At 62.9% G+C, this 21,980-nt stretch carries 22 protein-coding genes and 1 pseudogene; 14 read left to right on the forward strand and 9 right to left on the reverse strand.

Going from position 1 to position 21,980, the window contains the following annotated elements:
• Positions 1-74 precede the first annotated feature (74 nt).
• Positions 75-1,214: a DUF748 domain-containing protein gene (locus tag C2L65_RS14030; protein ID WP_042313767.1), complete on the forward strand. Its 1,140-nt coding sequence runs from the start codon at positions 75-77 to the stop codon at positions 1,212-1,214.
• Positions 1,215-1,233: 19 nt separating this feature from the next.
• On the opposite strand, the gene C2L65_RS14035 is transcribed toward C2L65_RS14030, so the two are convergent.
• The 4 genes from C2L65_RS14035 to C2L65_RS14050 all read right to left on the reverse strand — a co-directional run bounded on the left by C2L65_RS14035 (position 1,234) and on the right by C2L65_RS14050 (position 4,673).
• Positions 1,234-1,857, reverse strand: a complete 624-nt coding sequence (locus tag C2L65_RS14035) for an HAD family hydrolase (RefSeq protein ID WP_042313769.1) — start codon at positions 1,855-1,857, stop codon at positions 1,234-1,236.
• Positions 1,854-2,405 carry a cysteine hydrolase family protein gene (locus tag C2L65_RS14040; RefSeq protein ID WP_042313772.1) on the reverse strand — a complete coding sequence of 184 codons (552 nt, stop codon included), beginning with the start codon at positions 2,403-2,405 and terminating at the stop codon, positions 1,854-1,856. Before C2L65_RS14040 ends, C2L65_RS14035 begins: the two co-directional genes overlap by 4 nt.
• A 179-nt stretch (positions 2,406-2,584) precedes the next feature.
• Positions 2,585-4,399: an aminopeptidase P family protein gene (locus tag C2L65_RS14045; RefSeq protein WP_042313774.1), complete on the reverse strand. Its 1,815-nt coding sequence runs from the start codon at positions 4,397-4,399 to the stop codon at positions 2,585-2,587.
• Between the two features lie 19 nt (positions 4,400-4,418).
• The gene (locus tag C2L65_RS14050) at positions 4,419-4,673 is read right to left on the reverse strand and encodes a hypothetical protein (protein WP_035989060.1); all 255 of its coding nucleotides are present in this window, start codon (positions 4,671-4,673) and stop codon (positions 4,419-4,421) included.
• Between the two features lie 187 nt (positions 4,674-4,860).
• Here C2L65_RS14050 and C2L65_RS14055 point away from each other — a divergent pair, with 187 nt between their 5' ends.
• The 7 genes from C2L65_RS14055 to C2L65_RS14085 all read left to right on the forward strand — a co-directional run bounded on the left by C2L65_RS14055 (position 4,861) and on the right by C2L65_RS14085 (position 11,017).
• Positions 4,861-5,607 (forward strand): response regulator transcription factor, encoded by a 747-nt coding sequence (locus tag C2L65_RS14055; protein ID WP_042313778.1) that lies wholly within the window; start codon positions 4,861-4,863, stop codon positions 5,605-5,607.
• 53 nt (positions 5,608-5,660) lie between these two features.
• Positions 5,661-6,950 (forward strand): glutamyl-tRNA reductase, encoded by a 1,290-nt coding sequence (gene hemA, locus C2L65_RS14060; RefSeq protein ID WP_042313781.1) that lies wholly within the window; start codon positions 5,661-5,663, stop codon positions 6,948-6,950.
• A 143-nt stretch (positions 6,951-7,093) separates the two neighbouring features.
• Positions 7,094-8,176: a peptide chain release factor 1 gene (gene prfA / locus C2L65_RS14065; RefSeq protein ID WP_042313783.1), complete on the forward strand. Its 1,083-nt coding sequence runs from the start codon at positions 7,094-7,096 to the stop codon at positions 8,174-8,176.
• A 9-nt stretch (positions 8,177-8,185) separates the two neighbouring features.
• Positions 8,186-9,034: a peptide chain release factor N(5)-glutamine methyltransferase gene (prmC, locus tag C2L65_RS14070; RefSeq protein ID WP_042313787.1), complete on the forward strand. Its 849-nt coding sequence runs from the start codon at positions 8,186-8,188 to the stop codon at positions 9,032-9,034.
• A gap of 124 nt (positions 9,035-9,158) precedes the next feature.
• Positions 9,159-9,470 (forward strand): Grx4 family monothiol glutaredoxin, encoded by a 312-nt coding sequence (grxD, locus tag C2L65_RS14075; RefSeq protein WP_035989050.1) that lies wholly within the window; start codon positions 9,159-9,161, stop codon positions 9,468-9,470.
• 25 nt (positions 9,471-9,495) lie between these two features.
• Positions 9,496-10,095: a UbiX family flavin prenyltransferase gene (locus C2L65_RS14080; protein WP_042313790.1), complete on the forward strand. Its 600-nt coding sequence runs from the start codon at positions 9,496-9,498 to the stop codon at positions 10,093-10,095.
• Positions 10,096-10,231: 136 nt separating this feature from the next.
• Positions 10,232-11,017, forward strand: a complete 786-nt coding sequence (locus C2L65_RS14085; protein ID WP_042313793.1) for a DODA-type extradiol aromatic ring-opening family dioxygenase — start codon at positions 10,232-10,234, stop codon at positions 11,015-11,017.
• A 77-nt stretch (positions 11,018-11,094) separates the two neighbouring features.
• Here the strand turns inward: C2L65_RS14085 and C2L65_RS14090 are convergent, their stop codons facing one another.
• On the reverse strand, positions 11,095-12,699 hold the full coding sequence (locus C2L65_RS14090) for an APC family permease (protein WP_081921310.1): 1,605 nt from the start codon (positions 12,697-12,699) through the stop codon (positions 11,095-11,097).
• A gap of 454 nt (positions 12,700-13,153) precedes the next feature.
• Here C2L65_RS14090 and C2L65_RS14095 point away from each other — a divergent pair, with 454 nt between their 5' ends.
• Complete coding sequence (locus tag C2L65_RS14095) at positions 13,154-13,357, forward strand: cold-shock protein (protein ID WP_007731769.1); 204 nt, start codon at positions 13,154-13,156, stop codon at positions 13,355-13,357.
• 102 nt (positions 13,358-13,459) lie between these two features.
• On the opposite strand, the gene C2L65_RS14100 is transcribed toward C2L65_RS14095, so the two are convergent.
• Positions 13,460-14,728, reverse strand: coding sequence for an Hsp70 family protein (locus C2L65_RS14100; RefSeq protein ID WP_042313799.1), 1,269 nt, complete (start codon positions 14,726-14,728; stop codon positions 13,460-13,462).
• Positions 14,729-14,966: 238 nt separating this feature from the next.
• Here C2L65_RS14100 and C2L65_RS14105 point away from each other — a divergent pair, with 238 nt between their 5' ends.
• Entirely contained in the window at positions 14,967-16,436 is a 1,470-nt protein-coding gene (locus tag C2L65_RS14105; RefSeq protein ID WP_042313802.1) for an MFS transporter, read from the forward strand.
• A gap of 89 nt (positions 16,437-16,525) precedes the next feature.
• On the opposite strand, the gene C2L65_RS14110 is transcribed toward C2L65_RS14105, so the two are convergent.
• On the reverse strand, positions 16,526-17,119 hold the full coding sequence (locus C2L65_RS14110) for a nitroreductase family protein (RefSeq protein ID WP_042313884.1): 594 nt from the start codon (positions 17,117-17,119) through the stop codon (positions 16,526-16,528).
• Positions 17,120-17,304: 185 nt separating this feature from the next.
• Positions 17,305-18,588: an MFS transporter gene (locus C2L65_RS14115; protein ID WP_042313804.1), complete on the reverse strand. Its 1,284-nt coding sequence runs from the start codon at positions 18,586-18,588 to the stop codon at positions 17,305-17,307.
• Between the two features lie 169 nt (positions 18,589-18,757).
• Here C2L65_RS14115 and C2L65_RS14120 point away from each other — a divergent pair, with 169 nt between their 5' ends.
• Together C2L65_RS14120 and C2L65_RS14125 are read left to right on the forward strand one after the other, a co-directional pair.
• A complete protein-coding gene (locus C2L65_RS14120; RefSeq protein ID WP_042313807.1) occupies positions 18,758-19,390 on the forward strand; it encodes a TetR/AcrR family transcriptional regulator in 633 nt (210 codons plus the stop codon).
• Positions 19,391-19,418: 28 nt separating this feature from the next.
• On the forward strand, positions 19,419-19,988 hold the full coding sequence (locus C2L65_RS14125; protein WP_042313810.1) for a DUF1415 domain-containing protein: 570 nt from the start codon (positions 19,419-19,421) through the stop codon (positions 19,986-19,988).
• Between the two features lie 21 nt (positions 19,989-20,009).
• Here C2L65_RS14125 and C2L65_RS14130 read toward each other — a convergent pair whose 3' ends face one another.
• A complete protein-coding gene (locus C2L65_RS14130) occupies positions 20,010-20,840 on the reverse strand; it encodes a class I SAM-dependent methyltransferase (RefSeq protein WP_042313812.1) in 831 nt (276 codons plus the stop codon).
• 392 nt (positions 20,841-21,232) lie between these two features.
• On the opposite strand from C2L65_RS14130, the gene C2L65_RS14135 reads away from it, so the two are divergent.
• A complete protein-coding gene (locus tag C2L65_RS14135) occupies positions 21,233-21,553 on the forward strand; it encodes a type II toxin-antitoxin system HicA family toxin (protein WP_007731784.1) in 321 nt (106 codons plus the stop codon).
• A gap of 268 nt (positions 21,554-21,821) precedes the next feature.
• A pseudogene (locus C2L65_RS46565) lies at positions 21,822-21,959 on the forward strand (MFS transporter); the annotation flags it as partial.
• Between the last annotated feature and the right edge of the window lie 21 nt (positions 21,960-21,980).

Below are 21,980 nucleotides of genomic sequence, written 5' to 3' on the forward strand. Positions count from 1 at the left end.
CCGCTCGCCGAAGCGCGGCAAGATCCACCCTTATCTAACCCGAACCACGGCCAGCGCACGGACGAGGAGGTGGCATGGCGATGTCGATGGGCAAGCGCGTGACGTTGGCTGTCGCGGGCGCGATCGTACTGCTCGTCGTGATTGCGCTCGGCGGGTTGTATTTCGTGCAACACGAAGTGAAAGAGCGCGTCGCCGAGGCGCTAGCGCCGCTCGGCACGGCTGAAAGTATTGACGTGGGGTTTTCGGCGATTACGCTGCGCCACGTCCGGCTGACGGCACCCAGCGACTGGCCGACACCCGACGCCTTCACCGCCGACGAAATCACGATGACACCCGACATCCGCGATCTGCTCGCGCATCGCGTGCATCTGCAAAGCGTCGTGGTAAGCGGCTTCAGTCTCGTGGTCGTGCGCACCGCGAGCGGCAGGCTGGAAATCTTGCCGAAGCTGCGTCAAACGGTGAGCCGTCCCGGCCAGTCGGCAAGCGAAGCGAGCGGCGCGGCGCCGAACCGGCCGCCGCTACCCGCCGAGAAACTCATCGACCACATCGCATTCGCGGACGGCCAGTTCGTCTTCTATGACGAGATGATCCGCAAGCCGCCTTACAAGGTGACAGTCAGTGACGCGAGCGCGAGCGTCGACCACATCCATCTGCCCGATCTCACCGAACCGACCAGTCTGTCCGTCAAAGGCTCGATCAAAGGGCCGGCGCACACGGGCACGGTGACGTTCGACGGCTGGATGAAGATCGCCAGCAAGGACTCTCAGACGACCACGACGCTGCGCGGCGTCGATGTCGTGACACTCGATCCCTATCTGTTGAAAAAGGCCGGCGCGAAAACGCAGGTGACGGGCGGCACGCTCGACCTCAACCTGCAGGCGACGGTGACGAGCTATCACATTCACGCGCCGGGCACGGTGACGCTGCATCATCTGCAACTGGCCGCGACGGACGACCCGCTCGACACGTTCATGCAGATCCCGGCGCGCGCCGCCGTCGCCGCGCTCAAACAACACGGCGACGACATCACGCTGCACTTCGTGATCGACGGTAATCTGCGCGACCCGAAGTTCAAGCTCAATGAAAGCGTGATGACGGAACTGCGCGCGAACTTCGCGAAGGCGCTGGGCGTCAGCGCCGAGGGTGTCGCGAAGGGCGCGGGCGAAACGGTAAAAGGGCTTGGGAACGCGCTAAAAAATTTGCTGGGACAGTGAGGCCCGCTCCAGCGCGGTCTTACACCGGAAGACCCAGTTCCCGGAGTTTCGCTTCGGTTTGCGCGGCGTTCGTGTGATGCACGCCGTGCCAGCCCAGTTCCGTCGCGGCAGCCGCGTTCTTGAGGTTGTCGTCGATGAAAACCAGTTCGTGCGCCTCGATGTCCGGCAGATGCGCGCGGATACGGCTTAGCATCTCCGCGAAAATCGCCGGGTCGGGCTTGACCATCTTCACGCGCCCCGACACGACGATGTCCTTGAAACGCCGCAACACTGGGTAGTGCTCCCACGCATATGGGAACGTCTCGTCCGACCAGTTCGTCAGGCCGAAGAGCGGCACATTCGCGGCTTCGAGCTTCTCCACAGTCGCGACGCCGTCGTCGAGTTGGCCCGCCACCATTTGATGCCAGCGCTCGTAAAACGCGCGAATCAGCGCTTCGTGCTCGGGAAACTTCGCGACCAGTTCAGCCGTGCCTTCCGCGATCGGCTGGCCGCCGTCCTGACGGATCACCCAGTCCATCGTGCAGACGTTGGACAGGAACCGTGCTCGCTCGGCATCGTCGGGAATCAGCTCGCGATACAGATACTGCGGGCTCCAGTCGATCAGCACGCCACCGAAATCGAATACGACTGCCTTGATGGTCATGCGAACTCCGTTTGCAGAATGTCAGCGAGCGGACGCACCTTGACGCGCTTGCCTGTCATCGACGAGTTCGTCCAGACGAAGTTCTGGTGCTCGACGATCTTGTCGGCGGCGAGGTGCGGCTTGTCTTGCGTGGTGTGCAGATCGGCGGCGATTGTCGTGCGCAGGCCAAGCAGTTCGGCACGGCGCGCCGTTGCGTTGACGCAGAACTCGGACGCGTAACCGCAGATCACCACGCTATCGATGTCCTGTTGACGGAGCTTGTCCGCAAGCTCCGTCTCTTGGAACGAATCGCCGACTGTCTTGTAGATCGACGCGTCCGTTTGCTCGCGCACGAGCGTGGCGGGCAACTGCCACGCGTCGCTGCCGCGCGCGAGCGGTCCGTTCGCGTCGCTCTCATGCTGCACGAAGAAGACGGGCCCATTCGCCTTGCGCGCCGCAGCCGTGAGCCGGTTGATGCCGTCGATGACTTCTTCGCCGCGATACGCGGGCGAAGGTCCACTGAAGAACATCTGCTGTACGTCGATGACGATGACGGCAACACCGGACATGCGAGCCTCGCTATTCGTTGGTGATATGGATTGAGCGAAACGGCGACGTTAAAAGGCCGAGTCACCGTTTAGAAGCGACTCGTCAGCATAGCTGCGAATGGGATTCTGTGTGAAAACCCGCTGCACGATCGACTCGAATTGCTTTCGATCGATCGCGCAGCGGAACGCGACGCAGCGCGTCAGACCGGCTGCGTGCGCGTCTCGAGCCACGCCTTCGCGTCGCCCGACACGTGCGGCGACACGCGGGCGCGCACCATCTCGTGATACGCGTTGAGCCACGCGCGCTCGTCGTCGTTCAACAGGTTCAACGCGACGCAACGCGTGTCGATCGGGCACAGCGTCAGCGTTTCGAATTCGAGGAAATCGCCGAACTCGGTCTTTCCCGCCGCGCGGTTCAGCACCAGATTCTCGATGCGGATGCCCCACTTGCCCGGCCGGTAAATCCCCGGCTCGATCGACGTGATCATCCCCTCTTCCATCGCCGTCCACGCCTCGGCGGGCGCGTAGTGTGAAATCACCTGCGGGCCTTCGTGGACGTTCAGGAAGTAGCCGACGCCGTGGCCCGTGCCGTGTCCGTAGTCCGCGCCCGCTTCCCAGATCGGCGCGCGCGCGATCGAGTCGAGCATCGGCGAACGGATGCCGCGCGGAAACTTCGCCCGCGACAATGCCATCATGCCCTTCAGCACGGTCGTGAAGTCGCGGCGATGTTCGTCGTTGATCGTACCGATCGGCACGACGCGCGTGATGTCAGTCGTGCCGCTCAGATACTGGCCGCCCGAATCGATCAGCAGCAGGCCCTTGCCCTCGATCGTCGAATGCGACGCGGGCGTCGCGCGGTAGTGCGGCATCGCGCCGTTCGCGTTGAAGCCTGCGATCGTCGCGAAGCTCAGCGTGACGAAGCCCGGCCGGCGCGCGCGCGCCGCCGTGAGCTTCTCGTCGATGGTCAGCTCGGTGATCTTTTCGCGGCCCAGCGCGCCTTCGAACCACGCGAAAAATTCGGCGAGCGCCGCGCCGTCCTGCTCCATCGTCGCGCGCACGTGCTCGGATTCGGCTTCCGTCTTGCGTGACTTGAAGAACGTGGACGGATTCACAGCCTCGACAATCGCCACCGAAGCAGGCACCGATTGCAACAGGCCATACGTAATGCGGCGTGGGTCGATCAGCAGCGTCTGGCCGTTTGGCAGCGCGGCGAGCGCGTCGGCCGCTTTCGCGTACGCCTCGACGCGGATGCCGTCGCGCGCGAGCGACTCGGCCAGTTCCACCGGCACCTTGCCGTCAACCACGAACAGCGACGCGCGCTCCAACCCGATCAGCGCGTGCGCGACGAACACCGGGTTGTAGTTCACGTCCGCGCCGCGCAGGTTCAGCAGCCAGGCGAGATCGTCGAGCGTCGAGATGAAGTGCCACTGCGCCCCTTTCTCCTGCATCGCGCGGCGGATCTGGTCCAGCTTTTGCGCGCGCGAGACGCTCGCGTGCGGCGCGACGTGTTCGTAGACGGCGCCCGTCGGCAGCGACGGACGCTGCGGCCAGACGGTGTCGAGCAGATCGAGGTCCGTGCGCAGCTCGACGCCGCGAGCCTTCAGCGCGTCGGTCAGCGCGCGCGCCGCCGCCACGCCCAGCACCGCGCCGTCGACGCCAACCGTCGCGCCCGCCGGCACGTTCTGCGCAAGCCAGTCGATGTGCGGCGCGCTTTGCTGGCCGCCGAACATCTTCATCAGCTGGATGCCCGTGCCCGCCAGTTGCGCCTCGGCCTGCACCCAATAGCGGCTGTCCACCCACAGCCCGGCGAAATCCGCCGTCACGACCAGCGTGCCGACCGAGCCGGTGAAGCCCGACAGCCATTCGCGGCCTTGCCAGCGGCCGGGCAGATATTCGGAAAGATGCGGGTCCGCCGATGGCACGAGGCAGGCGGCGAGCCCAGCCTGCTTCATGGCGCTGCGCAGTTGCGCAATGCGCTCGGGGATCGAGGCGGTTTCGGGGAGTCGTACGTTCATCGGTTTCACCTGCAAGAATTCATCGACGGGAGAACAAGCCGACCGTCACGGCAACGGCAACAAGCGCGATAGCGGTGCAGACGGGCCACTCGAGCGTGTCGCCGTCGTGGAAGAGCTGAGTGACGTTGCCGGCCATATGCGCAATGACAGCACCCGCCACGCCGATCAGCATCGCCATCCACAGCGCGACATGGCTCGCGCGCCGCAGCGGATGTAGCCACCAGCTGGCCGCGCCAACGACGGCGCCAAGAATGATCAGTCCGGGCCAGCCCATTAGCGTCCACCGCACATCAAATTAAGACTGTTCTGATAGGCGGCTGTTTTATCGATGGCTAGCATTTTTTCTCTTTCACTAGAAGGTCCACGCGGCTTTCTGCGTAGCGGTTGAGTTTAGGGGCCGGGGTTAGGTTAAGCAAGCTGAAAGCCTCCCGTGCCAGATCGCTGCGCCCATCCCATTGTCCATGCGAATTGCCCTTATTGAGCCTGACCTCCGGCATGCGGAAATCGTCGGCCGGCTACTGCTTGCCGGGGGGCATGCCTGTCATCACTTCCCCTCCAGCGCGCCTTTTCTGACGGGCGCCGCAAGCGAGTTTTTCGATCTCCTCGTCACCGACGCCTATTGCGGCGATGCCGCCGCGGAAGACGTGATCATGCGGGTACGCCAGGTTCTGCCGGGCCTGCCCGTCATCGCCATGATGACAATGCCGCGCGAAAGCGAACTGGTCGCAATGTTGCAATCGGGCGCCGACGACTGTCTGTCGAAGCCCGTGCGCGGCCCCGAAATGCTGGCCCGCATCGAGGCGCTGATGCGCCGCGCCGGCATTCGCCGACCGCGCAACCGCGTGCGCGAAATGTTCGGCGAATATGCGTTCGACGCCGGCCGCTCTATCGTCGGCTTTCGGGGACAGAGCGTCACCCTGACGCCGAAAGAACTCCAGTTCGCGCTGCTGCTGTTTACCAATATGTCGCGGCCGGTGTCTCGCGCGCACATCCTGGAAACCGTCTGGTCGCGCCGCCGCGACGTAAAGTCGCGCACGCTCGACACGCACGCGTCGCGCATCCGCACCAAGCTGGAACTGCGGCCGGAATTCGGCTACACCCTTACGCCGCTGTACGGCTACGGCTACCGTCTGGACCAGATTCCCGTCGAAAACACGGATAGCGCGGATAAACCCGCGCCGACTGAAAGAATCGCGGAAACGCTATAATATTGGGCCTAACCATAGCCCCAATACCGTGCCCAAAAAGCCGTAGCGTCCCCGTGCAACTGCTAACGATCGGAATCAACCATCACACCGCGCCCGTCGCCTTGCGCGAACGCGTGGCGTTTCCGGTCGAACAGATCAAGCCGGCGCTCTCGACGTTCAAGGACATCTTCCTCGGCCGCACGGCCCGCACGGCGCCGGAAGCGGCCATTCTGTCCACCTGCAACCGCACCGAGCTCTACTGCGCCACCGACGACCAGGTCGCCCGCGAGGCCGCCGTTCACTGGCTGTCGAAGTACCACAACATCACCATCGACGAACTCGCGCCGCACGTGTACGCGCTGCCGCAGTCGGAAGCCGTGCGCCACGCGTTTCGCGTCGCGTCGGGGCTGGATTCGATGGTGCTGGGCGAGACGCAGATCGTCGGCCAGATGAAGGATGCGGTGCGCACGGCGTCGGAAGCCGGCGCGCTCGGCACGTATCTGAACCAGTTGTTCCAGCGCACCTTCGCCGTTGCGAAAGAGGTGCGCACTACGACTGAAATCGGGGCGCAATCGGTTTCAATGGCCGCCGCCGCGGTGCGCCTCGCGCAGCGCATTTTCGACAAGGTGTCGAATCAGCGCGTGCTGTTCATCGGCGCGGGCGAGATGATCGAACTGTGCGCGACACACTTTGCCGCGCAACAGCCGCGCGAGCTGGTCGTCGCGAACCGCACGGCCGAACGCGGCCAGCGTCTCGCCGACCGCTTCAATGGCCGCGCGATCCCGCTGTCGGAATTGCCCACGCGCATGCACGAGTTCGACATCATCGTGTCGTGTACGGCATCGACGCTGCCCATCATCGGTCTTGGCGCCGTTGAGCGCGCGGTGAAGGCTCGCCGTCACCGCCCCATTTTCATGGTCGATCTCGCCGTGCCGCGCGACATCGAACCGGAAGTCGGCAAGCTCGAAGACGTATTCCTGTACACCGTCGACGATCTCGGCGCGATCGTCCGCGAAGGCAATGCGTCGCGCCAGGCCGCCGTCGCGCAGGCCGAAACGATCATCGAAACGCGGGTGCAGAATTTCATGCAGTGGCTCGACGCGCGCAGCATCGTGCCCGTCATCCGTCACATGCACACGCAGGCCGACGCGCTGCGCCGCGCCGAAGTCGAAAAAGCGCAAAAGTTGCTCGCGCGCGGCGACGATCCCGCTGCCGTGCTCGAAGCGCTGTCGCAGGCGCTCACCAACAAGCTGATCCACGGTCCGACGCACGCGCTCAACCGCGCCAGCAGCGAAGAACGCGATTCGCTCATCGAACTGATGAGCGGCTTCTACAAGCACGCTCACTCTTCTTCCGAGCGTTAGCGGCGCTACACGCCGCGGCATCGCGCGGGTTGCCGACCAGGCCCGCGTGGTGCTTCATCCCATTGTCCGGGGCTTTCGTCCCGGGTTATCGTCCCGATTTCCCGAATCAGCCGTTCTTTCCGGAGCCCGCTCCGACCGCCCCAATGAAAACGAGCATGCAAGCCAAGCTCGACCAGCTCACCACCCGGCTGGCCGAACTGAACGACCTGTTGAGCCGCGAAGACATCACGTCGAACATCGACCAGTACCGCAAGCTGACACGCGAACACGCGGAACTGCAGCCTGTCGTCGAGCATTACGCTCTCTGGCGCCAGTCGATGAACGACGCCGCCACCGCGCAGGAACTGCTGTCGGATGCATCGATGAAGGACTTCGCGGAAGAGGAAATCCGCTCGGCGCGCGATCAGATGGAAAAGCTCGAAGGCGAGTTGCAGACAATGCTGCTGCCGAAAGACCCGAACGACGAGCGCAACATCTTCCTCGAAATCCGCGCAGGCACGGGCGGCGACGAATCGGCGCTGTTCGCGGGCGACCTGCTGCGCATGTATCTGCGCTACGCGGAACGCAACCGCTGGCAGGTCGAGATGATGTCGGCGAGCGAATCGGATCTGGGCGGCTACAAGGAAGTGATCGTGCGGATTGCGGGCGACGCCGCGTATTCGAAGCTCAAGTTCGAGTCGGGCGGCCACCGCGTGCAGCGCGTGCCGGCGACGGAAACGCAGGGCCGCATCCATACGTCGGCCTGCACGGTCGCGGTGATGCCGGAAGCGGATGAAATCGGCGAAGTCGAGATCAATCCCGCCGATCTACGCATTGACACGTTCCGCGCGTCCGGCGCGGGCGGCCAGCACATCAACAAGACCGACTCCGCGGTACGCGTGACGCACTTGCCGACGGGCATCGTGGTCGAGTGTCAGGACGACCGTTCGCAGCACAAGAACAAGGATCGTGCGCTGAAAGTGCTCGCCGCGCGTATCAAGGACAAGCAGTACCACGAGCAGCACGCGAAAGAAGCCGCGACGCGCAAGAGCCTGATCGGCTCGGGCGACCGCTCGGAGCGCATTCGCACGTACAACTTCCCGCAAGGCCGTCTCACCGATCACCGGATCAACCTGACGCTGTATCGCCTCGAAGCGCTGATGGAAGGCGATCTCGACGAGCTGATCGCGGCGCTCGTGTCCGAGCATCAGGCGGAACTGCTCGCGTCGCTCGGCGACGCGGACTGAGCGGCGCGCATGAATACCGTCGATACCGTCGCCACGTTGCTTCACGCGTCGCCACTGCCCGCGCTGGAAGCGCGCATTCTGCTCGGGCACGCGCTGGACTGGCGTCGCACGGAACTGATCACGCGCGAGGACGACGCGCTCGATGTCACCAAGGTGGCGGCCTTTCGCGATCTCGAAGCACGGCGCGTGGCGGGCGAGCCGATCGCGCAACTGATCGGCTCGCGTGAATTCTTCGGGCTCGACTTCCACGTCACGCGGGACGTGCTGATTCCTCGCCCCGAAACCGAACTGCTCGTCGAAACGGCCGTACAGGCACTCGAAGGCCGTGCCGCGCGCTCGCGCGTGCTCGATCTCGGTACGGGCACGGGGGCGATTGCTGTTTCGATCGCGTGGTCTCGACCGGACGCGCGCGTGTGGGCCGTCGACCGCTCGGCCGAAGCGCTGGACGTCGCCCGTCGCAACGCCATCAAGCTCCTCGAACCGAAGCGTCCCGGCGGCGATCTGCAATTCGCGCAAAGCGACTGGTACGCCGCGCTCGACGCCTCGCTCGCTTTCGACGTAATCGTCAGCAACCCGCCGTATATCGCGAGTGGCGACCCGCATCTGTCGCAAGGTGATTTGCGTTTCGAGCCGCGCGGCGCGCTCACCGACGAAGCCGACGGCCTATCGGCGATCCGCGCGATCGTCGCCGGTGCGCCGGCGCGGCTCGTGCCGAACGGCGTGCTGTGGATGGAACACGGCTACGATCAGGCCGAAGCCGTTCGCGCGATCCTTACGGCGCAAGGTTTTGCCGACGTGCGTTCGGAATGCGATCTGGCGGATATCGAACGCATCAGCGGCGGTCGCTGGCCGGGCTGATGTGCGGCGGCGCGGCGCGCTGCGACGGCGCCCGATGGCATCGATCCAGCCGCCGGTCGCTATCGGAGAAATCCGCTATCATTTCACTCTATCTCTTATACACACCGGAACCGCAAGGTCAGTCATGGACACGCAACAACGCATCAAGCAAATCGTCGACGAAAACCCCGTCGTGCTCTTCATGAAAGGCAACGCGCAATTCCCGATGTGCGGCTTCTCGGGTCGCGCGGTGCAGATTCTGAAGGCGTGCGGCGTCGATCAGTTCAAGACGGTCAACGTCCTCGAAGACGACGAAGTGCGCCAGGGCATCAAGGAATTCTCGAACTGGCCGACCATCCCGCAGCTGTACGTCAACGGTGAATTCGTCGGCGGCTCGGACATCATGATGGAGATGTATCAGTCGGGCGAACTGCAGCAACTCTTCGCTGCCGCCTAAGCCACGAGAGACGGCGCCGCACGTCATGGAAACACGCGCCGCGGCGCCTCGCCGTCTCATCGTCGCTATCACGGGAGCGACGGGCGCCATCTACGGCGTCCGGCTGCTCCAGACACTGCGCAAACTGGGCGGCGTCGAAAGCCATCTGCTGATTTCCAGCGCCGGATGGCTCAATATCCAGCACGAACTCCAGTTGTCGCGTGAAGACGTGCATTCGCTCGCGGATGTCGTTCATTCCGTGCGCGACGTCGGCGCGAGCATCGCGTCCGGCTCGTTCGCGACCGATGGCATGATCATCGCGCCGTGCTCGATGAAAACGCTCGCGAGTGTCGCGCACGGCCTTTCCGACAATCTGATCACGCGCGCCGCTGATGTCACGCTGAAAGAACGTCGACGGCTCGTGTTGATGGTGCGCGAAACGCCGTTCAATCTCGCGCATCTGCGCAACATGACGGCCGTTACCGAAATGGGCGGCGTGATTTTTCCGCCGCTGCCTGCCTTCTACAATCGGCCCGAGACGATCGATCAGATGGTCGACGATACAGTCGCCCGCGTGCTCGACCTGTTCGCGCTGGGTCCGGCGCTCGCGCCCGCATGGCAAGGGTTGAATAGTCCGTCGCGGTGAAGCGCGCCACTGGCCCCACCCGATTCACAACTGCCGCGAGACAATCAAATCCCCGTTTCGCCGTTTATCAAATGACAGTGCGGGCTTATATTCGCTTCAACGAAACTTATCCGGCCTTCATCCGGCCCGCACTGCCATGACCCGCTTGCCTTCCCTCTTCCTGTCGCACGGTGCGCCGACGCTGCCGATCGACCCGTCGATGCCACGCGCGGAATTCGCATCCCTGTCTGCTGAAGTGCCGCGCCCGAAAGCGATCCTGATGCTGTCGGCCCATTGGATGACGCAGCAACCTGCGGCCAGCACATCGGATGCGCCCGAAACGATTCACGACTTCTACGGCTTCCCGCGTCAGTTGTACGAGATTCAGTACCCGGCGCCGGGCGCGCCCGATATCGCGCGCCGCGCCGCCGCGCTGCTCGGCGAACAGGGCATTCCGACGGCTACACAACCGCACGGCCTCGACCACGGTGCATGGGTGCCGATGCTGCTGATGTTCCCGCACGCCGACGTCCCGATCGCGCAGCTGTCGATCCAGCCGAGGCTCGATCCCGCGCATCACTTCCGCGTCGGGCGCGCGCTGCGCCCACTGCAGGACGAAGGCGTGATGATCGTCGGTTCGGGGCAGATCACGCACAATCTGCGTGAAGCGGATTTCTCGGCACGCCCGGAAGACGCTGATCCGCGTGTCACCGAATTCACCGACTGGTTCGAGGCGCGCCTCGCCGACCGCGATATCGATGCGTTGCTCGATTACCGGCGTCAGGCACCGCACGCCGCGTTCATGCATCCAACCGACGAACATCTGCTGCCAGTGTTCGCCGCGCTTGGCGCCGCGCCGGACGATTACAAGCTCGGCATCCAGTCGCTCGGGACGTTCCAGCGCTCGCTGGCAATGACGAACTACGTGTTCGGCAACGCGTAAGCGTTCTCCGTCGCGCGTCGCGCATACAAAAAAGCCCGCCAGAATCTGGCGGGCTTTTTTATTAGTCAGGCAGTCGATCAGGCGCCGATGCCTTCGAGAATCTCGTCGTGCGATTCGCGCTCGTTCAGATACTCGGTGCGATAGCCCGTATGCACGCCCCAGTAATAGAAGATCAGCGAGAACACGATCACCACCAGCATGTCCCAGCCATACGGCAGCACACCCAGACCGCCAAACTGCTTGCTGCCGATCAGCGACAGGATCGCCATGATGGGCAGATACGCGACCAGCCACCATGCCGCCCTCAGATCCTGGTTGAAGCCTCCGAAGCCCGACTTCGCCTGGAAGTAGAAGAACACGGGAAGCGCCACGACCATCAGCAGGATGATCTCGCCCGTCAGCGGCCACTTCGCCCAGTACAGGATCAGCGACGCGCACACGAATGCGAACGGCGCGATCACGCTCATACCCTTGATGTGCAGCGGACGCTCGAGGTCGGTCGCCGCGCGGCGCAGCGCCATCAGGCTGATCGGGCCCGTCAGATACGAAATCACCGTCGCCACCGAAATGACGGCCGCCAGCGAACTCCAGCCACGGAAAAAGAACAGGAAGATGAACGATACGAACAGGTTGAACCACATCGCCGGACGCGGTACGCCGTACAGCGGATGCACGGTGCCGAACATCTTCGGCATCGTGTTGTTACGCTCCATCGCGTAGATCATGCGCGTCGTGGTCGCCATATAGGTCGTGCCCGTGCCGCTCGGGCTCACGAACGCGTCGACATACAGCAGGATTGCCAGCCAGTTCAGGTTCAGCGCGATTGCCAGTTCCGCGAACGGCGACTTGAAGTTGAACTGGTTCCAGCCCTTCACCACGTCAGCCGGATTCACCGAGCCGATGTACGCAATCTGCAGCAGCACATAGATCACCAGCGCCAGCAGGATCGAGCCGATCACCGCGAAAGGCACGCTCTTCGCCGGATTGCGCGCTTCGCCCGCCAGGTTGATCGGACTCTGGAAGCCGTTGAACGCGAACACAATGCCGCTCGTCGCCACCGCCGTCAGCACCGCCGACCAGCCATACGGCGCGAACACACCCGTGCCGCCGAAACTTTCGCCGAGGTTTTCCTTGTGGAAGCCGCTCATCATCAGACCGAGAATCGTCAGGCCCGGGATGATGAACTTGAAGATCGTGATGGTCGTGTTAGCGCGCGCGAACACCTTCACGCCCCAGTAGTTCAGCAGGAAGTAGATGACCACCAGCACGGCCGACAGCAGAAGGCCGGGCGTCGTCAGCTCGCTATTGATAAAGAGGTTGTGCGCCCATTCGTACGGCCAGGTGCTCATGTACTGGATCGACGCTTCGGCCTCGATCGGAATCACCGACACGATTGCGATCCAGTTGGCCCACGCGCTGATAAAGCCCACCAGCGCGCCGTGCGAGTAGCGAGCATAACGAACCATGCCGCCGGACTCGGGGAACATCGCGCCGAGTTCCGCGTAGGTCAGCGCGATTGCGAGAATCACCACTGCGCCGATCACCCACGCGCACAGCGCCGCAGGGCCCGCGATCTTGGCCGCCTTCCAGGCGCCGAACAGCCAGCCGGACCCGATAATCGAGCCGAGTCCCGTCAGCATCAGCGCGAATGGGCCGATGTGCCGTTGAATAGAACTTTTCACGTCTTCTCCTATATCTGAAAGCACGCCGCTGCCGCGGCCGTTAGACACGGCTAGAAGTCATAGGAAAGACTAGGGCATACGGCGGGCGGTCGCGAGCGCGATTGCGGGTTTCTTCCACGCAGGTGCAACCGATCGTGCGCGGGGCGTAGTTTAACGGTTGCACCGCGCGATTGCAGTCAAAATACGTTTGAGCCCTACAAAAAAACCGGGGAAATAGCAAGCTTTGTAAGCATTTTTGTGCCTAATAGCCCCGTTCTATATGAGGATTTAAAGATTACGGTTGACCTTCTCTCGAAATATCCGTATAAAGGACGGGCAGGATTTCAAGCGGCGAGTGAATTGGTTCTTTCGTAGTTCGCCCATCAACGGTACTCCGGTTGGTCCTATTACCCTTCCTTGATTTTCATGCACCTCTGGGCTTCGGCCTTATTCACCATTTTTAGGAAACAGTAATATGGAAACCGGTACCGTCAAGTGGTTCAATGACGCAAAGGGCTTTGGTTTTATCACGCCGGACGCCGGCGGCGAAGATCTGTTCGCGCATTTCTCGGAAATCCGCGTAGAAGGCTTCAAGACGCTGCAGGAAAACCAAAAGGTTACCTACGACGTCAAGACGGGCCCGAAGGGCAAGCAGGCCGCTAACATCAAGCCGGTCTAAGCTTAGCTTCCTTCCGGAACGCAGAAAAACCCCGCCTAGGCGGGGTTTTTTCTTTTCTGGGTTAATCGGGATTTCGGCGCGAAATCTAAAATCTTTACCGGTTTACCGGAATACGCGCTGCGCGTGAATGCCTAAGCCTGTTGCAACGCTGGCGAGGCGATCGCCGAATACGGGACGCGCATCGGGAAACGCCGCAGCGAGCGCGCCCGACAAAAACGCCAATCCCGTTGATCCACCCGTGAAATACAGCGCGTCGACATCGCGTGGCGCGACGCCCGCACGCTGCACGGTATCGCGCGCAGCCTGGACGATGCGCAGCGTCTCGTCCTTGCCCGCCGCAATCAGTTGCGCTTCGTCGAATGCGAGGCGCAAATCCTCCTCGACGATTTCCAGGTCGATCAGCGTCTCGCCGCCCGCCGCCACGCCAATCTTCGCTTCTTCCGCATGCGCCGCGAGCGCATGGCCGAAACGCTGCTCGACGACGCGCATCAGCCGGTCATGGTGCCGCGTGTTCGAATAGAGATGCCGCATCAACCCGAGCTCGGACACGCGCTTCGGCGTATAGATCGTGTTGATCAGATGCCAGGTGGCGAGGTCGAAGTAAATACGGTTCGGCATCTCGCGCCCTTCGGGATCGAGCGATTGATAGCCGAGTTCGCGCAGGATCGTCGCCAGCTCGACGCGCCGGTCGAAGTCCGTTCCGGCGACATGCACGCCGTGATGCGCGAGCACATCGTCCTTGCGCTCGATACGCTTCATCCGCTCCGGCCCGACGCGCACCAGCGAGAAGTCCGACGTGCCGCCGCCGATATCCGCCACCAGCACCAGCCCTTCCTGCGTCAGATGCGCTTCGTAATCGAAGGCGGCCGCGATCGGCTCGTACTGGAAGTGAATCTCGTCGAGTCCCACCGAGCGCGCCGCCGCTTCGAGTTGCTGCTGCGCGAGCTGATCGGCGCGCGGATCGTCGTCGACGAAAAACACCGGGCGCCCGAGCACCGCGCGGCTGATCGGCGTACCCGCCGTCTGTTCCGCACAGCGCTTCAGATGCGTGACGAAGATCGCGATCACGTCGGTGTATTTGATCGCGGAGCCGTCGCCGAGATCCGTATTGTTGTCGGCCAGCGCCGAGCCGAGAATGCTCTTCATCGAGCGCATCAGCCGGCCGTCGAAGCCGTCGACATACGCTTCGAGCGCCGCGCGGCCGTACTCGCGCCGGTTTTCGTCGGTGTTGAAGAAGACGGCCGTAGGCAGCGTCGTGTAGGCGCCTTCGACAGGCGCCAGCTTCAGCGTCGCCTGCCCGGCTGGAGAACCGCCGACAGGAACGGCAACCGCCGAATTCGACGTGCCGAAGTCAATCGCGCAATAGGTCATGGCAGGATTCGCCGCTCACGCAGGCGCGCACAGAAAAAGGACGGGCTTTGTAACATGAAAGCTGTGACACCATCAACCGGGCGCGCGCAGTCCACGCTGCGGCGATGGGGAATGCAGATTGCTTCATCGATAGGTCGCACCGGGCTCGAATGAATCCGACAGGATACGCTGTTCGACGGCCCGCTTACAGAATCCTCATAAACATTGGCTCGCTCATTCAGGAGATTCAGGAGACTCGATGCAGGAACCTTCCGCCGCCACGGTTCGCGCCGACCCGGCCGGCATCGTCGAAACCGATCTGCCGTCGCGGCTCGACCGCTTGCCGTGGGGCCGCTTCCATTCGCTGATCGTCGTCGCGCTCGGCGTGACGTGGCTGCTCGACGGGCTGGAGGTGACGCTCGCGGGTTCCGTCGCGAGCGCGTTGAAGTCGAGCGAGGTGCTGCGCTTCTCGAACGCGGACGTGGGGCTGGCCGGCAGCGCGTATATCGCCGGCGCCGTGCTGGGCGCGCTCGGCTTCGGCTGGCTGACCGACCGGCTCGGCCGACGCAAGCTGTTCTTCATCACGCTCGCGCTGTATCTCGCGGCGACCGCGGCGACCGCCTTCTCGTGGAATCTCACGAGTTTTCTGGTGTTTCGCTTCTTGACGGGCGCGGGCATCGGCGGCGAGTACACGGCGATCAATTCGACGATCCAGGAATTCACGCCCGCGCGCGTGCGCGGACACACCGATCTCGCGATCAACGGCACGTTCTGGATCGGCGCGGCGCTTGGCGCGGTCGGTTCGCTGGTCATGCTCGACCCGCATCTGCTGCCCGGCGACTGGGGCTGGCGCGCGTGCTTCTTCATCGGCGCGGCGCTCGCACTGGCAATCCTGCCGATGCGCGCATGGATACCCGAAAGTCCGCGCTGGCTGCTTACGCACGGTGAAGAAAAGGAAGCGCGCGAGATCGTAGAAGGGATCGAGGCGCGCTTTCGCGCGGAAAATCACACGCTCGCCGACGATGCGCTCAAACGCCTGCGCCTGCGCGCCCGTGAGCGCACGACGCTGCGCGAGGTCTTCCACACGCTGTTCATGGTGCATCGGCGCCGGGCGTTGGTCGGACTGTCGCTGATGACAGCGCAGGCGTTCTTCTACAACGCGATTTTCTTCACCTACGCGCTCGTGTTGACCGATTTCTATCATGTGCCCGGCGAGCATGTCGGCTGGTACATCCTGCCCTTCGCGCTCGGCAATTTCGCGGGGCCGCTGCTGATCGGCAGGCTGTTCGACGTGATCGGGCGCCGCAAGATGATCACCGCGACCTACGCGATTTCGGCGCTGCTGCTGACCGTGAGCGGCTACCTGTTCGAACAGCAGTTGCTCACCGTGACGACGCAGACCATCGCGTGGATGGTGATTTTCTTCTTCGCGTCGGCGGCGGCGAGTTCGGCGTATCTGACCGTCAGCGAATCGTTTCCACTTGAAATTCGCGCGCTCGCGATTGCGGTGTTCTACGCGTTCGGCACAGCGCTCGGCGGTATCGCGGGGCCGGCGTTTTTCGGCAGGCTGATCGACACGCAGCAGCGCAGCGAAGTGTTTTCGGGTTATCTGGTCGGCTCGGCGCTGATGCTGGCCGCAGCGGTGATCGCGGCGATCTGGGGTGTGGACGCGGAACGGCGGCCACTCGAAAGCGTCGCCGCGCCGCTATCCGCAATCGACGACGATTGACCGCCAATGAGCGCAAGCGACAGCCACGCATAAAAAAACGCGGCCATCGGCCGCGTTCCGTAATAAACCAATGACGCACTGAAACAAGCTCAGAACGCCTTGTTCCACCCGCCCGCAAAAGCAATATCACCGAGCGGCACACGCGTGCGCGCCGCCTTTTCGCGCTCGCGCAGCACGGGGTCGAGTTTGTCGACTTCGCCATAGTGGCCGAGCGAGATCATCGCGATCACTTCGATGTCATTGGGCACCGCGAACGCCTTGCGGAACGCATTGACGTCGAAGCCGCTCATCTGATGCGCGGCAAGGCCGAGCGCGTGCGCCTGCAACACCAGCGACAGCGCCGCCGCGCCCGCGTCGTACGGTGCGCAACGATTGATTTCGCCCTTCGCCGTCAGCGTGTGCGCCGTCACGCAGATCAGGACCGGCGCCTTCGAATTCCAGCCCTGATTGAACGGCACGAGCGTGTCGAACGCTTTCTTGAAGGAGACTTCGTCCGTCGTGCGGTCAAACACCACGAAGCGCCATGGCTGCAGGTTGTACGACGAAGGCGCCCAGCGCGCCGCCTCGAGTACCGTGCGCAGTTGCTCGCGGCTCACGGGCTCGCTCGAATACGCGCGCGGGCTCCAGCGGCCGGCGATCAGTTCATGAATGGGAACGTCGGTGCGTGCGGGTTTGGTGGTCATGCGCATTTCTCGGTCGAAATTCATGATCGGCGGGCAGCAGCCCGAGGGCCCACTAGCATAACCCGAGCGCCCCGATTCCCGCCCTGCTGGTCGCGCAGATTTACAAGGCCAGAGCGCATGAAAAAAGCGCGTCGAAGCCCTTGGACCCCGACGCGCTCTTTCGTGCCGTGAAGCGGACTACAGCATCAAGCAGCCTGCGCCGCGACGCTCCGCTCGCCACGGTTGATCCGCAGCACGATGATCGAGGCAACGATGCACAGTCCGCCCGAAATCATCGACGCCACCGTGTACGTGCCGAGACTCGCGCGCAGCATGCCCGCGCCGAGCGCCGCGAAGGCCGCACCCAGCTGATGGCCCGCGACCACCCAGCCGAACACGACGGGCGCCGAGTCCTTGCCGTAGACATCGGTAGCGAGACGCACCGTCGGCGGCACGGTCGCGATCCAGTCGAGACCGTAGAACACCGCGAACAACGGCAAACCGAAAAAGTCGATGCCGAACGCGTGCGGCAGAAACATCAGCGACAAGCCGCGCAGCCCGTAGTACCAGAACAGCAGCACGCGCGCGTTGAACCGGTCGGACAGCCAGCCCGACAGCGTCGTGCCGAACAGATCGAAAATGCCCATTGCCGCAAGCAACGACGCGCCCTGCACTTCCGTCATCCCGTAGTCGCCGCACATCGCGATCAAATGCGTGCCGACGTAGCCGTTCGTGCTCGCGCCGCAAATGAAGAAGCTGAAGAACAGCAGCCAGAAGTCACGGGTCTTGCTCGCCATCGCCAGCGTGCCGAACGCGATCGCGAGCGGATTCTGCTTGCTCATGTCGGATTTGACGGGCGAATCAGCGGGTTCCCCAAACGGACGCAGCGCCATGTCGGCGGGACGCTCCGGCAGCAGGAACGCCACCAGCGGCAACACGAGGGCCGCCGCTATCGCGACCGTCCACACGACGGGCCGCCAGCCATGATGCTGCGCGATCGCCGCGAGCAGCGGCAGAAACACCAGTTGGCCTGTCGCCGAACTGGCCGTGAGAATGCCCATCACGAGACCGCGATGCGTGCTGAACCACCGGTTCACGACCGTCGCCGACAGCGTCAGCGCCGCAACGCCCGTCGCGCCGCCGACCATCACGCCCCACACGAGAATCATCTGCCACGGGTGGGTCATCAGCGACGACAGGCCGACGCCCGCGGCCATCATGCCGAGTGCCGTCAGAATGGTCGGACGCACGCCGAAACGCTGCATCGCCGCCGCCGCGAACGGCCCCATCAGTCCGTACAGCGCGATGTTCACGGAAATGGCCAGCGAGATCGTCGCGCGACTCCAGCCAAAGTCATGTTCGAGCGGCACCATCATCACGCTCGGGGTTGCGCGTGTGCCGGCCGCCGCGAGCAGCACCAGAAACACCACGGCCACGGCCAGCCAGCCGTAGTGGAAACGCCCACCAATTATTCTTGCTGCCCAGTTCATCGGTTCTCCAAGGTTTCCGTCACGGCTCACGGTGCTGCGATGCCAGCCGCATTCTGATTCTTACCGCTTTCGTAAAGGTGTTGTGACTGACCTGTCACAATCGGTGTTGCGATCTTAGTTACCGATCGGTAACATGTCAAGGCGTCGACTCAAGGACCACACGACCATCATGGCTAATTCCGACACTCCCAAACGCGCGCCGAGCCGTCGTTCGCAAACGGCCGGCTCAGAAGCGCAGCAGCATCTTTTGCGCGCCGCCGCCGATCTGTTCTACAAGGAAGGCGTGCGCGCGGTGGGTGTCGACGCCGTCGTCGAGCGGGCGGGCGTCAACAAGATGAGTCTGTACCGCCAGTTCTCTTCGAAAGACGATCTGGTGGTGGCGTACCTGGAACAGTCGGACGAGCAGTTCTTCAGACGTTTCGACGAAAGTCTCGCCAAACATCCGGGTGAGCCTCGGAAACAGATCGTCCAGTACTTCGAGGATCTGGCGGGGCGGGCGTCGAAGGAAGACTATCGCGGCTGCCCGTTCGTCAATGTATCGGCGGAATTTCCGGACCCGGCGCATCCGGCGCGGCTCTGCGTGCTGAACAACAAGACGAAGCTGATGGAGCGGCTCAACGCGCTCTGCACGGAAGCCGGCGCGCGCGATCCGGGCGAGCTTGCGAACGCGCTCGCGTTGCTGATCGAAGGGATCTACGCGTCGAGCCAGACCTACGGACCGGGCTGCGGACCGATCACGGTCGCGGCGCGCGTGGCGGAGCAACTTGTCGCGCAGGCGTGTGGAGAGGCGTCGGTAAAATAGCGGTTTTGCGTTTCCTGCCGGCACCGCCATGTCTTCAACGTCCCCTCTTTCGCACGATGCCATCCTCGACGCCACGCGCCACTGGCTGACACGAGCCGTAATCGGGCTGAACCTGTGCCCGTTCGCGAAGGCAGTGCATGTGAAGGAGCAGATTCGCTATGCGATCAGCGAAGCGACCGACATGGAAGGCGTATTGGCCGATCTGGAAGCCGAGCTGCACACTTTGACGGATGCCGATCCCGCCGCGATCGACACGACGCTGCTCATCATTCCGCACGCGCTCGGCGATTTCCTCGAATACAACGACTGCCTGTTCTTTGCGGACCGGATGCTCAAGCAACTGCGCCTCGAAGGCACGCTGCAGATCGCCAGCTTTCACCCTCAGTATCAATTCGAAGGCCACGAGCCGGACGATATCGAGAACTACACGAACCGCGCGCCCTACCCGATTCTGCATTTGCTGCGGGAAGCGAGCATCGACCGTGCAGTCGACGCCTTTCCGGACGCCGCCGACATCTATGAGCGCAACATGGAAACGTTGCGCCGTCTCGGCCCGGAAGGCTGGCACAAATGGATGAGCGAGCCGGCCAAAGACTGACCGGCTAACGCTCGACGGGGCTCAAGCCTCGACGTAAAACCGCTCGCGCAATTCCGCAATGCCGAGCGTGTCCATCACTTCATTGAGCCGCTCGGCGGGCCGCCGGCGCGGCAAGTCCTTGTAAGTCGCGACGATGAGCTCGTTTTTCATCGAATGCTCCCAGCCGACCAGCTCCGTCACGTTGACCTGATAGCCGTGCGCTTCCAGTTGCAGGCAGCGCAGCACGTTGGTGATCTGGCTGCCGAATTCGCGCGTATGCAACGGATGCCGCCAGATTTCCGTCAACGCGTTCGCCAGCGACTTGCCCTTGTTCCTGCGCAGCACGCCAGCCACTTCCGCCTGACAGCACGGCACGACGACGATGTATTTCGCATGTTTTTCGAGCGCGAAGCGGATTGCGTCGTCGGTGGCCGTATCGCACGCGTGCAAGGCGGTGACGATGTCCACGTTCGGCGGCAGTTTGTCCGATGTAATCGATTCCGCTACGGAAAGATTGAGAAACGACATACCCTTGAAGCCGAGGCGCGCCGCAAGCTCCTCCGACTTCGAGACGAGTTCCTCGCGCGTCTCAATGCCGTAGATATGCGAGTTATCCCGCAGTTCCTTGACGAACAGGTCGTAGAGAATAAAGCCGAGGTAGGACTTGCCCGCGCCGTGATCAACAAGGGACAGTTCGCCTTTTGTCTCTTTTACGTCCTGGAGCAACGGTTCAATGAACTGAAACAGGTGGTAGACCTGCTTGAGCTTGCGGCGGCTGTCCTGGTTCATCTTGCCGTCGCGCGTCAGGATATGGAGTTCCTTCAGCAGCTCGACGGACTGGTTAGGACGGACTTCGTAGGATTTGCTGGACATCGAATGAGCGTGCCACCGATTGCATCGCGAACGTGCGTCAGGTGACGGAAAAAGGGAAAAGTGTCTGTCAGTTTACCCAAAGCGCGCGGGACGGTCCCGGTTCTTGCGCGCGGACGGCGACATCGCACCCGGCCTGGAATCGTTCGTGCATGAGAATCGCCCGGGTTCGAACCTGCTGAAAAGCATGTCGCAAGGCAGTCATCTGATGCAAGCCAGATAGTGCATGACGGCTTGCAGGATGCATAAAGAAAGACAAGCTACCGGTTACTGCAACGTCGAAGAACCGCCGGTACGCGTGGGGGAGGTCGAGCCAGAACAGGGGTTCGAACGTTACGTAACCTGAAGTGCGCCGGGACTGCTACGAAGCGCGCTCGGATCTGATGAGGCGGTAAATGGATACGACACCCAACGGAAACGCCGAGCAGAAGTTTCAGGAGCTCATGGCGAAGCTGCTGGCCACGCCCGAGTGGACAGAAAAGCAGCAACTGGAACTCGAAATGGCGCGCGACATCTCAGTCGAGATGCTGCGGCTCGCGGAAGTCATGCGCGACGGCAGCGTCGATATGGAGACGTGCCTGACCCTGCTCAAATACGCGAAAGTGCTGGACTTCGTGATGACGACGCTCGCGTCGCGCCGCGACATCAAGCCTCAGACGCTGCGCGTGATCTTCAAACTGGCCGGACTCAAAGTCGACGAAGCCTATCCGGGCTGAGTCCGCCGACGGCTGCGCGGCCCGCTCGCGCAGCCGTTTTCCGAGTTTTCCCTTTGTCTGCTGCGGCTCGTAGCCGCTTGCGACAGCCTTTGGCCAGGTTTTGCGCCTCGGTCCACGCGTAGCTTCCCGTTCCCCCTCGCGTCTCACATGCTGATGCCGCTGCGTCGCAGCATGCGCCTGCACGGGATGACTTCTATCATGCCCAACTGGTCAGGCCGAATTCAATAAGCGCATAAGACGCAAGCCGCCTCTTCGTCCCGACTCATGCATTCCGCTGGTCGTCGCGGGCGGCTTCTGCTTTTTGGGCGCGTTCAGCTATCTTGTGATCGTCGGCCGCATCGAGCCACTGCCCGCCGATCCCGAGCGCCCATACGTGCCGGAAGGCGCGCAATGCTCGCACGTCTGATTTTTCAATAAGGCACCGAAT

This window comes from Paraburkholderia terrae (assembly GCF_002902925.1).
Classification (GTDB): domain Bacteria; phylum Pseudomonadota; class Gammaproteobacteria; order Burkholderiales; family Burkholderiaceae; genus Paraburkholderia; species Paraburkholderia terrae.